General features: G+C 73.0%; 5 protein-coding genes and 1 pseudogene. 2 read left to right on the top strand and 4 right to left on the bottom strand.

The genetic code is table 11. The features are described from left to right. Positions 1–3: 3 nt before the first annotated feature. A pseudogene (locus MYMAC_RS24800) lies at positions 4–207 on the bottom strand (alpha/beta hydrolase); the annotation flags it as partial. A 170-nt stretch (positions 208–377) separates the two neighbouring features. On the opposite strand from MYMAC_RS24800, the gene MYMAC_RS24795 reads away from it, so the two are divergent. After that, entirely contained in the window at positions 378–1985 is a 1608-nt protein-coding gene (locus MYMAC_RS24795; RefSeq protein WP_095959887.1) for a sigma 54-interacting transcriptional regulator, read from the top strand. Positions 1986–2169: 184 nt separating this feature from the next. Further along, positions 2170–2517 carry a hypothetical protein gene (locus tag MYMAC_RS24790; RefSeq protein ID WP_170114768.1) on the top strand — a complete coding sequence of 116 codons (348 nt, stop codon included), beginning with the start codon at positions 2170–2172 and terminating at the stop codon, positions 2515–2517. Between the two features lie 13 nt (positions 2518–2530). Here the strand turns inward: MYMAC_RS24790 and MYMAC_RS24785 are convergent, their stop codons facing one another. The 3 genes from MYMAC_RS24785 to MYMAC_RS24775 all read right to left on the bottom strand — a co-directional run bounded on the left by MYMAC_RS24785 (position 2531) and on the right by MYMAC_RS24775 (position 12261). Then, complete coding sequence (locus tag MYMAC_RS24785) at positions 2531–6202, bottom strand: serine/threonine-protein kinase (RefSeq protein WP_095959885.1); 3672 nt, start codon at positions 6200–6202, stop codon at positions 2531–2533. 117 nt (positions 6203–6319) lie between these two features. After that, a complete protein-coding gene (locus MYMAC_RS24780) occupies positions 6320–10411 on the bottom strand; it encodes a DUF4215 domain-containing protein (protein ID WP_095959884.1) in 4092 nt (1363 codons plus the stop codon). A gap of 20 nt (positions 10412–10431) precedes the next feature. Then, the gene (locus MYMAC_RS24775) at positions 10432–12261 is read right to left on the bottom strand and encodes an OmpA family protein (protein ID WP_239988994.1); all 1830 of its coding nucleotides are present in this window, start codon (positions 12259–12261) and stop codon (positions 10432–10434) included. Between the last annotated feature and the right edge of the window lie 250 nt (positions 12262–12511).

Raw genomic sequence — 12511 nt, 5'->3', positions numbered from 1 at the left:
GATGCGCTCGCTCGTGAGGTTGGCGCACCAGGTGTCGAAGCGCGCGGACTCCGGATGGGCGAACACGTTCTGCCCGTCCTGCATGTCGAGGACGGAGAAGGACCTGTCAGGTGAGGCGTCATCCGCATCCGGTGTGTAGATGCGGACGGTGCGCGAGCGCCCCTCGTGCGGGGAAGCGAAGTCTCGGAGGATGTAGACGTGGCCCATAGGGGGTCCGGAGGTTGGCGGCTGCGCGAGGAGGACAGGTCGCGCCCCTGGCACCGGCCAGCTCCCCCAACCCACCGGATTCTCACGTCGTTTCCCCGGTGGATGAACCCGACGCGCGGGCGTCCGGGGGTGTAGGCTGAACGGGTATCCCAGGACTCACGCGAATACCCATGCAGCAGAAACTCGCCGCAGACATGTCGACCACCGCGGGCCGCGCTCAGGCCGGGCAGACCCCGGTGGCGCTCTCCGTGCCCGCCTTGACGATCGTGTCCCATCCGCAGCCGCAGCGGATAGGGGAGCGGCTGCTCCTGGAGGTGCTCGCGTCGCAGGGCCGCACGGCGGCGCTGTCACGCAACGCGCCAGACTTCTCCCGGCCCGGGGGGCTGATGGCGCTGCCCCTGGGCGACCCCTTCCTCAGCCGCAAGCCGGTGGAGTTCGAGCCCGGCCCGCGCGGCGGCCTCCGCATGCTGGTGCCGGAGGACGGCACGCAGGTGCGCGTGGCGGACCAGGCCGTCCAGGGCGGCCGTGAGTTCTCCCGCGAGGAGCTGTCGGCCGGCGTGCCGCTGGTGCTCGCGGACCGGGTGGTGCTGCTGCTCCATCTTGCGTCGTCCTTCCGGCAGCCGGGCGCGCTGGACCAGGGCATCGTCGGCCATGGCGAGGGTATCCACCGCGTGCGGGAGGACATCATCCGCGTGGCGGACCTCACCGTGCCGGTGCTCATCCGCGGTGAGACGGGCACGGGCAAGGAACTGGTGGCGCGCGCCATCCACGCCAGCGGCCCCCGCCGCGCCGGGCCCTTCGTCAGCGTCAACCTGGGGGCGCTCGCCAAGGAGCTGGTCGCCGCGGAGCTCTTCGGCGCCCAGCGCGGGGCCTATACGGGGGCCAGCCGGGACAGGGACGGCTTCTTCCGCGCCGCGGAGGGCGGCACGCTCTTCCTCGACGAGGTGGGCGAGGCGCCGCCCGAGGTGCAGGCCGCGCTGCTGCGGGTGCTGGAGACGGGCGAAATCTATCCGGTGGGCGGCCACACGCCGGTGCCCGTCGACGTGCGGCTCGTCTCCGCCACGGACGCGCACCTGGAGGCGCGCATCCAGGACCGCACCTTCAAGGCGCCGCTGCTGCACCGGCTGGCGGGCTTCGAAATCCTGGTGCCGCCGCTGCGCGAGCGCCGCGAGGACATTGGCCTGCTCTTCCACCACTTCGCCCGCCAGGAGCTGGAGGCCATGGGGGAGGGGGCCCAGCTCACGGCCTCGGACCCGCGCGCCGAGCCGTGGCTGCCCGCGGCCCTGGCCGTCCGGCTGGTGCGCCATGGGTGGGCCGGCAACATCCGCCAGTTGCGCAATGTCACCCGGCAGCTCGTCATCGGCAACCGGGGCCTGCCGGGGCTGCGCGCCGACGCCCGGCTGGAGCAGTTGCTGGACGCGGAGGCGCAGCCGGTGCCTGGGCGCCCGCTGACGGAGCGCGCCGAGGACGATGACGGTGTGAAGGCGCCACGCCGCAAGCCCGCGGACGTGAGCGAGCAGGAGCTGCTGGAGGCCCTGCGCGCCTGCTCCTGGGACCTCAAGGCCACCGCGGACTGGCTGGGCATTCCCCGGCCCTCCGTCTACGTCCTCATCGACAAGAGCTCGCTCCTGCGCACCGCGCGCGACTTGAGCCCGGAGGAGATCACCCGCTGCTTCCACGAGTGTGAAGGGGACCTCGACCGGATGGTGCAGCGGCTGGAGGTCTCCAAGCGCGCGCTCCAGCGCCGCGTGCGGGAGCTGGGCCTCAGTGGTGGGTAGCCTGGGCTGACACGTCAAACCGGACCGGGTGGGTTCGGCTGACGTGTCCACGCGCCTTCGGCGAATGGAACCGGATGGGTTTCCTTGGAGGCCCAGCCCAGCAGACCTGTCTGGTACGGTGTCTGCAAATCACAGCCGTCAGTCATTCATCACACGCCCCAGCGGGGCACAGGAGCCACGGCCCATGGCCATCGTCACCGTCGTCATCAAGAAGTCGGGGGACCTGAGCTACATCCCCAACAACAAGGTCCGGCACGGGGATACCGTCCGTTTCTGGATCGACACGTCGACCGGCGTCACCAACGCGACGGTGTACCCGCCCACGTGCCTGGACAGCACGGCGTCCATCTCCCTGGACAACTCCTCCAACCTGAAGGAGGCGAAGGACGACGCCGTCTCCGAAGGGGCCGCGGTCGGCACGTATCCGTTCACGGTGAATGTCCCCGGCGGGTCCGGCTCGTCGCACCATGGCAGCGAGCTGGAGACGAAGAACGGGAACCTGGACGTGACGACGGACCCGCCAGAGGCCTGAGTCCCGCGCCGTCTCAGGGCAGGGGAGGGCCGGCCCATGGCTCGTGGGCCGTGACGAGCCGGCTCCTCCATTCGGATTCCAGCAGGGGGTTGCGGGCCAACGCCTGCCGCAGCGCCTCCTGCCCCTCGGCGCGCCACGCCTGCCGCTGCTCCAGGGCGGCGGGCGTTTCCGCCAGCGCCACCCGCAGGCCGCCGCGAAGCGCCAGGGCACGGGCCCACCCGGGACGGACGGCCAGGACCTCCTCGACGAGCGTCAGGCCGCGCGCCAGGGGGGGGGCCGAGTCCATGCCCGCGCGCTGCCGCCACTCGGCCCAGGCGAGCTGGAAGCGCGCGGCCTCCAGCCGGAAGTCGTGGCGCCGGGGCGCCAGCGTCAGGGCCTGCTGGAACGCCTCGGCCGCGGCTTCGAAGTCCGCGTCCTTCACGGTGTCGCGCCGCGCCAGCCACCGCGCTTGGAGGGCCCGCAGCTCGCCCAGGTTGCGCCAGATGTGGGCCTGGCGTGCGTTCAGCGAGCTGGCGCGCGCCAGGGACGCCTCGGCCCGGGACAGCGCCTGGCCAGGGGCTCCGCCGCGCTCCAGGCGCCAGGTGGCCAGCAGCGTCTGGGCACGTCCCAGGTTGGCCCAGAGGTCGGCGTCTCCTTCCTGGAGCGAGAGGGCCTGTTGGTAGGCCTCAACGGCGGCGCGGCCGCTGGGGCGCGGGTCCTCCCCGCGCGCGGCCTGGATGGTGGCTCGCCGCAGCCACACCTCGCCCAGGTTGTTGTGGGCATAGGCCTGCTTGGGCGCCAGCCGCCGCGCCTCCTCGAAGGCCGCCTGGGCCTGTTCGAGCAGCGGCGCGGTGTCGCCGCCTTCCTCCCAGCGCTGCTCCGCATGCCACAGCAGCGCCGCGCCCAGGCCGTTGTGCAGCGGGGGCAGCTTCGCGTTGATGTCCAGCCCCTGGCGGAACAGGGACAGCGCATGCTCCAGGTCCGCTTCATGGGGCTCGCCGTGGCTCCAGCGCCAGCGGGCGAGCTGCTCGGAGATTTCGGCGCCCCGGAAGCACGCCACGACGTTGCCGGGGTTCAAGGCCAGCGCCTTCGCGAGCGCGTCGCGGGCCCGCGTCAGGTCCCCCGCGGCGTCCGTGGCGCCCGGCGTGGAGGCGCGCCTTCTCAGCGCGTTGCCCAGGTTGATCCACGCGTCCGCCTGGTGCTCCCGCACGCGGATGGCGGCGAGGTACGCGTCAATGGCCTTGCCCTGGTGCGCCAGCGGGTCCACGCCGCGCTCCGCCTCCGCGTCCGCCCACACCTGGTACGTCAGCCCCAGGTTGGCGTGGAAGGCGTAGTCGCGCTCCTCGGGGCGCAGGCGCTCGAAGGCTTCAATCGACAGGCGGAGCTGCTCGCCCGGGTCCTGCCCGCGCTCCTGCAGGTAGCGGGCCCAGAGCCGGTGGGTGATGGCCAGCTCCAGCGCGACGCGGTCTGCCGGCGGAGCCAGGGCCAGGGCCTCGCGCGCGGCGTGGATGGACTTCTCCAGCAGCGGCTCCGCGTCCTGGCGGCCCTGGCTGGTGCGCTGCTCCGCGAGCCGGCGGTGCAGGCGGGAGAGGACGACGAGCGCGCGGTGGTGGTCCGGCGCGGCGGTGAGCGCGCGGGTCGCCGCCTCCACGCCGCGCTCGTAGTAGGGCAGCACGTTGCCTTCGCCGTACAGCTCCATCACCAGCGCGGCCAGCTCCAGGCGCGCCAGGACGTAGTGCCCGGTGGGCTGGCTCTCCGCGGTGGCGATGGCCGCCGTATACGCGCGGCGGCCCGCGTCCAGGTCCTCCTGCGAGCCGGCCTTGTCACCCTGGTGCCAGCGCTGCGTGGCCCGGGCCAGGAGCACGTCGCCTTGCAGCAGCGGCGCCTCGTAGAACCAGGGCTGCGCGCGGCCCATGGCCTCCAGGTGCGTCAGCGCCTCTTCGTGGCGGCCCTCGTAGAAGGCGAAGAGCGCCTTCACGTACAGCGGCGGGACGGGGACGTCCGGGCCTTCCGCCTGGCGCAGGTAGGCCAGCGCCGGGTCCCGGTAGTCCTGCTCCAGCTCCTTGCGGCGCAGCTCGCGCTGCTCCGGGCTGCGGCGCTCCACGTCCAGCAGCAGCCGCTCCTGGTAGAGGTCTCCCAGCACCTGCGCCAGGGCCCAGGCCACCCGGGGCTCGCGGTAGCCCTGGGCCCACGCGGCCTCCAGGCGTTTCCGTGCGGCGTCCCGGTCATCCAGCACGAGCAGCGCGCGGCCCAGGGCGTACTGGCCGGGGCCCAGCGCGTGGGGGCCGGCCTCGCGCACCTCGGCCTCCAGCGCGTCCATGCTGGCGCGCAGCTCGCGCCGGTCCTCGCGGGTGTCGTGCAGGCGTGAGAGGGCGGAGTAGCGCGCCGAGGCCTCGATGCGCTCCACCCGTTCGGTGAAGCGGCGCGTGAGGCGCTCGCGCTCGGCCACCTCGCCGCGGGCGATGGCCGTCTGGATGAGCGCCAGCAGCACCACCGTCAGCGCCGCCGAGCCCAGCGTCAGCGCCACCCGGTGCTTGCGGGCCTTGCGGCGCAGGCGGTAGCCCAGGCCCTGGCGCGCCAGGACGGGCTCGCCGTCGAGGAACCGCTGCAGGTCCTCCGCCAGCGCCCGCGCCGAGTCGTAGCGGGCGGGCCGCTGCTTCTCCAGGCACTTGAGGACGATGGCCTCCAGGTCCGACGGGATGTCGGCGTCGAGCGCGCGCGGCGGCGCCGGCTCCTCGTGCTGGAGCCGGGTGATGACCTCCGCCTCGGTGGCGCCGGTGAAGGGCGGCCGGCCGGTGAGCAGCGAGTAGAGCGTGGCGCCCAGGCTGTAGACGTCCGCGCGCCGGTCCAGGCGGGACACCTCGCCGCGCGCCTGCTCCGGGGCCATGTAGCGCGGGGTGCCCTGCACGGCGTTGGGCGCGGCGCCGTCCTCGCGCCAGTCGCGCGCCAGGCCGAAGTCCATGACGAAGGGGGCCAGCCCGCCGTCCTCGGTGCGCTCCACCAGGATGTTGCCTGGCTTGATGTCGCGGTGGATGAGGCCCGCGCCGTGGGCGGCGTGCACGCCCTCGGCGGCCTGGCGCAGCACCACCACCTTCTGCTCCAGCGTGAGCGAGCGCGCGAGCTGCCCCAGCGGCTGTCCGTCCACGTAGCGCATGGCGATGTAGCCCCGGCCGCGCACCTCGCCGACCTCGTACACCTCGCACACCCGCTCATGCCGGACGCGGGCCTGGGCGCGGGCCTCGGAGAGGAAGCGCCGGGCCAGCTCCGGGTCGTCCCCGCGCACGAACTTCAGCGCCACGTTGCGGCGGAGCATGGGGTCATACGCCAGGAACACCCGGCCCATGCCGCCCTGGCCCAGGAAGCGCACCGGCTGGTAGCGGTCCCAGTCCGGCACCGGGAAGGTGGGGCCGTCCGGCTCGGCGGCGGGGGGCGGGGCCACGCCCGGCGTGACGGGCGTCAGCGTGGCGGCCTCGAGGGGACGGGCGGCGCCCGGGTCCGTGCTCTCGGCGGCGAGCTCCTCGCGGAGCGCCAGCATCGAGTCCTCGGACAGCCGGCCTCGCTCCCGCAGCAGCTCCAGGGGGCCACGCCGCAGGCGGAGCGCTTCCTCGCGCAGGGCCGCCGCCTCCTCGCCGGAGAGCAACCCTTCGTCCATCGCGAGGAGGAGCTCCTCCTCATACGTCTCATTCAATCGCCCTGCCACGTGCACGGCCCCAGCATACGGGCTGGCGCGTGGCAGGGGGAGACTCCGCCGGGAGGCCCACGAGGCCGGCGGAGCGGCCTCTGAGGGGGGGACCTCCCGGCGGAAGGGTGTCGCGGTCAGCCCCTAGCCGCGCTTCCTCCGCCGCAGGCCCAGCAGGCCGAGCAGCGCCAGCCAGGACGTGGCGGGCGCCGTGCTGCAGCCGCCACCGGCGAAGGCGCGGGTGAGCTCCACCACCCACGTGTACTCCGCGGGGGTGCTGTCCACGTTGCCCGCGCGGTCCGTGGCCCGCACGCGCAGGGTGTGCTGTCCCTCGCCCACGTCATAGCTGTCCCGGCAGGGCTCGAAGGCGCCCCCGTCCAGGCTGCACTCGTAGGTGACGTCCTCCTCGGAGGAGCCGTAGTCGAAGGTGGCCGTCCGGTTGCCACCGCGCGAGGGCGGCGTGCTCGGGAGGTACGTGTCCGGCGCCTGCGTGTCGATGATGAACGCGCCAGGCGCGGAGGGCTCGCTGGTGCGGCCCTCGCTGTCGGTGGCGGTGGCGGTGATGGTGTGCGGGCCATCCTCCAGCGGCTGGGTCGGCGTGCAGCTCCACACGCCCAGGTCGTTGGTGGTGGCGGTGCAGAGCACCGTGTCACCCTCGTACACCGTCACCTCGTCACCGGGCGTCGCCGTGCCGCTCAGGGGCGGCGTCGGCGTGTCGAGCACCGCGCCGTCGGCGGGCCCGGTGATGACCGGCGCCTCCGTGGTGCCCAGGGTGATGGTGAACGAGACGGGCGTGGAGGTGGGGCTGGGGCTGCCGCCGGGCGGCGTGGCCGTGGCCGTCACCGTGTGCGGGCCCTCGGCCATCGGCGTGGTGGGCGTGCAGCTCCAGTTGCCCGCCGCGTCGGCCGTGGCGGTGCAGAGGACGGTGCCGCCCTCGTACACCGTCACCTCGTCACCGGGCGCCGCCGTGCCGCTCAGCACGGGCGTCTGCGTGTCCAGCACGGCGTCCGGCGTGGGGCCGGTGATGACCGGGGGCGCGGCCGGGGTGGGGTCGACGACGAAGTCCACCGTCGTGGTCGTCTGCGGCGCGCCCGGGTAGGTGGAGGTGACGACGGCCGTGTGCGGCCCTTCCTCCAGGTCCTCTGGCAGCGCGCAGCTCCAGTCGCCCGTCTCGTCGGCGACGACGGTGCACACCGGCGTGGTGTCGCCGTCCAGGTACACGTCCACGGTGGCGCCCGGCGTGGCGGTGCCCGTGACTTCCTCGCCGGCGGTGCCGCCCGGCGTCGGGGACGTGATGACGGGGGCCGTCTGGCAGATGGACAGCGCGTCCACGCGGTAGGTCACCGCCGTGTCGGAGTTGTTGGCCTGGTCGCAGTCCAGGTCGATGAGCGCGATGCGCACGTCACCCGTGGCCGCCGTGAAGTCTCGGGACAGGGGGAAGCCCAGCGGAAGGGCCTCGGCGCGCGTGGCCGCGCCGGAGCCCGCCGTGTAGCCCAGCGAGAAGCCCTGCACCTGCGCGCCCGCGTTGGCGCTGACGCCGATGACGCCGGGGCGCCAGTTGACGCCGCCCGAGTAGCTCACCGCGCCGGAGACGTAGCGGATGCGGTAGCGGCCCGGCACGCCCAGCGCGGCCTGGATGGCCGCGTCGGGCAGGACGGGCGCGTCGATGTCCGTCACCTGCGTGCAGTCCGTGTTGCCCTGGCGGGTGATGAACTCCCGCACGTCCGCCGTCTGGCAGGCGGCGCCCGCCTCCACGGTGCACGTGGCCGAGCAGCCGTCCCCGGGGGTGGTGTTGCCGTCATCGCAGGCCTCGCTGTCCGCCTGGATGCCGTCACCACACGTCACCGCGCACACCGACGGGATGCCGGTGCAGCCGAAGCCGTCCTCGATGGCGCAGGTGTTGGAGCACCCGTCGCCCGCCGTGGTGTCGCCGTCGTCGCACAGCTCCCCCTCGTCCAGGATGCCGTTGCCGCAGGCGTTGGGGCTGATGCAGGTGTTGGTGTCGGGGTTGCAGATGCCGCTCTCGCAGACGCCGGACGCGTTGCAGGGCTGGCCGTCCTCCAGGAGGCAGCGCGAGGAGCAGCCGTCGCCGTTGTTGAGGTTGCCGTCGTCGCACACCTCGTTGCCGGCACGGGTGCCGTCGCCGCAGGTGGTGGCGCAGACGCTGGGCGCGCCGCTGCACGTATAGCCGTTCTCCACGCGGCAGGAGCCGCTGCAGCCGTCGCCCGCGTCGGCGTTGCCGTCATCGCAGGTCTCGCCGCTGTCCACCGTGCCGTTGCCGCAGGTGTTGAAGCACACGGTGCCCGCGCCGGGGCAGCTCCAGCCCGGCTCCACGCCGCAGGTGTTGGAGCAGCCATCGCCGTTGGTGGTGTTGCCGTCGTCGCACGTCTCCGTGCCCGCGCGGATGCCGTCGCCGCAGAGGGTGGCGCAGGCGCTGGGCGCGCCGCTGCACGCGTAGCCCGCCTCCACGCGGCAGCCGGAGGTGCAGCCGTCGCCGCTGGTGGTGTTGGCGTCGTCGCACGCCTCGTTCGGGTCCAACGCGCCGTTGCCGCAGCTCTGCACGCACACGGACGGGCCGGTGGCGGGCGCGCTGCACGCGTAACCCTCCTCCACGCGGCACTCGGTGCCGCAGCCGTCCTGCGAGCTCAGGTTGCCGTCATCGCACTGCTCGCCCGGATCCACGTTGCCGTTGCCACACGTTTGGACGCAGGCCTGGCCCGGGGTGGGGCAGGCGTAGCCCAGCTCCAGGGTGCAGGCGTTGGTGCAGCCGTCGCCCAGGGCGGTGTTGCCGTCGTCGCACAGCTCACCCGCGTCCAACGTGCCGTTGCCACACAGGGGCGCGCAGGTGGACGGGGCACCCTGGCACTCGTAGCCGCGCTCGACGCGGCACGAAGCGGAGCAGCCGTCCGAGTCGAAGGCGTTGCCGTCATCGCACTGCTCGCCCGGGTCGATGGCCCCGTTGCCGCAGGTCATCAGGCAGGCCTGGCCCGGGGTGGGGCAGGCGTAGCCGGCCTCCACGCGGCAGCTCGCGTTGCAGCCGTCGCCCGCCGAGGCGTTGCCGTCGTCGCACTGCTCACCCGGGTTCAGCGTGCCGTTGCCACACGTCTGGGCGCAGGTGCTGGGCTGGCCGGTGCAGCCGTAGCCCGCCTCGATGCCGCAGGTGGCGGAGCAGCCGTCACCGTCGGTGGTGTTGTTGTCGTCGCACTCCTCGCGCAGGGACACCGCGCCGTCGCCGCAGCGGTCGTCATAGGCGTCCACGAACAGGTAGCGGAAGGCGTTGGGCTCGGTGGCCTCGTTCTCGTTGCACAGCTCGATGCGGTTGAGGCCCTCTCGCCACGGCGCGTTGGCGCCGAACTCGCGGAAGATGTTCTTCTGCCAGGGCTGGCCCGCCGGATCGTTGACGACAGTGGGCATGAAGTCCTGCCCGTTCACGCTCGCGCTGGCGAAGTCGTTGTCGTTGAAGGTGGCCAGCCGCAGGCGGAACTGCGCGATGTTGGTCGTCGAGGGCACCATGAAGTCCTGGTACACGCAGACGGGCTCGCCCAGCGGCGCCGCCATGAAGCGGGCCGTCTGGATCTCCTGCGGCCAGTCATTGGCGTCCCGGGGACCGGTGGCCGCGCCCGTGGTGGTGCCGCTGTAGAACCAGTGCGGATCGACGGCGACCTCGGCCTCCAGCCGGCGGTTGTGCTCGTCCACGCCGGTGTTGAAGACCGTCACGCCCGCGCGCACGCAGCGGCTGGGGCTGCCGGCGCAGGCGAAGCCGGACTCCACTTCGCACAGGCGGCTGCAGCCGTCGCCCTCGAAGCGGTTGCCGTCGTCGCAGATCTCCTGCGCGTAGGACGGGTGGGAGCGGTTGTCGAACACGCCGTTGCCGCACAGGGACAGGTCGCAGTCCGCGGTGCAGTCGGAGCCGTCGCCGTCGCACGCCTCGCCGGAGTTGACGGTGCCGTTGCCGCACAGGCTCGCCAGCGAGCAGGGCCGCCCGGGCACGTGGCACAGGTAGCCGGCCTCGATGGCGCCGGTGGCGGAGCAGCCGTCGCCGCTGGTGGTGTTGCCGTCGTCACATTCCTCGCCGGGCTCCAGCCGGCCGTCTCCCACGAGGGAGGCGGCCTGGCTGACGAGCACGGGCTCGGTGGGGGCCGCGGCCGTGCGGGCGCCGCCCGATTCACAGCCGCTCAGGGATGAGAGCAGCGCGAGACAGAGCGCCGCCGTCTTGAAGAAAACACGCGTTTTCATGGGGATGTCTGCCTCGCTTCTCAGTGGGTGTCGGGCGAGGGCTCGCCCTGCTGGGTCTGCACGCCCTCGGCGTCGCCGACGATCTTGAACTCCACGCGGCGGTTCTTCGCGCGGCCCTGGGTGGTGGCGTTGTCCGCGATGGGCTGCGTCGGACCAAAGCCCTTGGACTCCAGGCGCTCCCGGGCCACGCCCTTCTCCACCAGGTAGCGCACGACGGCGTCGGCGCGGCGCTGGGACAGGTCCAGGTTGTAGTCCTCGTTGCCGCGGTTGTCGGTGTGGCCCTCGACAAGCACCTTCTCCACTTCCGGGTGGGCGTTGAGGATGTTGGCCACCGTGTCGAGCAGCTTGTTGCTGCGCGCGATGATGACGTCCTTGTTGTTCTCGAAGTAGACGGCCTCGAGGAGCTGGATGCGGTTCTCGCCAATCTGCGCGAGCTGCTTCTCCTTGCAGCCGTGGTTCTTCGCCGGGCCGGGCTCGGCGGGGCAGTTGTCCAGCCGGTCGACGAGGCCGTCTCCGTCGGTGTCCTTGTCCGGGCAGCCGCGGTTCTCCCGGGGGCCGGCCTCGTTGGGGCAGCGGTCGGTGGCGTCGGCCACGCCGTCGCCGTCATTGTCCGGGTCGGGGCAGCCGTCCTCGTCCTGGAAGCCGTCCTTGTCCTCGGCCTGGGCGGGGCACGTGTCCAGGGAGTCGGCGACGCCGTCCCCGTCGGTGTCCGGGTCATCCGGGCAGCCGTCGTGGTCCTCGAAGCCGTTGAAGTTCTCCGCCTCCTTCGGGCAGCGGTCCGCCAGGTTGAGCAGGCCGTCGCCGTCGTCGTCCTGGTCCGGGCAGCCTTGCAGCTCCGACAGGCCCTCCGCGGTGGGGCACTGGTCGGCCGCGTTCATGATGCCGTCGCCGTCCAGGTCGAAGTCCGGACAGCGGGCCGGGTCATGCGGCTGACCCTCCACACAGGCGTTGGGCGTGGAGGTGGGGGTGCCGAAGGTGAGGCCGGCGAGCACGCGGAACGACGGCGTGCCCGGCGTGCTGCCGAAGCCGGGGCCGCCCATGGCATAGACCTCCGTGCCCGCGGGCATGGGGACGCGCACGCCCAGCAGGACCTCCATGGACTCCGGCGCGTTCGCCACGGGCAGGGTGCCGCGCACCACCAGCTCCTGACGGAAGCCGGCCAGGCCCGCGGACAGGTTGACGCCGCCGTTCAGCTCCGTGCCCAGCTCATCCAGGGTCGGCTGCGTGTCGGGGGACAGCGCGTACGTCTTGGTCCGCACCAGCGCGCCCACGTCGGCGCCCACGCGCCACGAGCCGCCGAGCTGCTTGCCCAGGCCGAGCCGGGGCGAGAAGACGAAGCCCTGGTCCCGGGTGAGCGTCTCCGTGCTGCCGAAGGGCAGGGCCGCGCCCAGGTGCAGGCCCACATCCAGCGGCCCGCCGCGCTGCTCGGAGAGGATGCCCGCGCGCGCCTGGAGCCACGGGGTGCCCAGCGCGCTGGTGGACGGCGTGGAGACGCCCAGGCTCGCGGTGTCCGGTCCCCACTGGGACACGATGGGCACCTGCGCGCCGAGCTCCAGCCAGTCGGTGAGGGCGTAGGCGCCGCTCAGGTGGACCGTCACGCGGTCGGAGACGATGACACCCTGCCGCGCTCCACCGGAGACGAGCACCAGGGGCTCCTTCTCATAGTGTCCGGTGAAGCCGAGGCGGTACTCGCCGCGGGACATGAGGTCGCCGGTGGACAGCACCAGGCTGTCACGCGCGCCGGGGTTGAGCTGCAGCCGCTCCAGCTCGATGCCGGGGATGGGCTGCGCCTGGGCCTGGGCCGTGACCGCCCAGAGGATGGCCAGACCTCCAAGCCATGGGTGATGCATGTGTGATGACAAGGGTTCCTCCCCCTCAACGTGTCGCCGGAACAGCGCACGCGGGTGTCGCACTGCTTGAGACGCGGGGTGTTTTGCACGCAACGCGCCACGTTTGTCCCCGGAAAAACCCGTGAGGTGTGTGAGAGGGACCCGTGGGGTGGGTTGGGTCCGGGCCCCTGCCGTTGACGTGTCAGCGCCGTTTCCGGCTGCCTTCGGACGCGTCAATGACGTGTCAGGCGGGGTGCGGGCACCGGACGCT

This window comes from Corallococcus macrosporus DSM 14697, assembly GCF_002305895.1.
Taxonomy (GTDB): domain Bacteria; phylum Myxococcota; class Myxococcia; order Myxococcales; family Myxococcaceae; genus Myxococcus; species Myxococcus macrosporus.
This window is presented reverse-complemented; position numbering and strand designations above follow the sequence as displayed.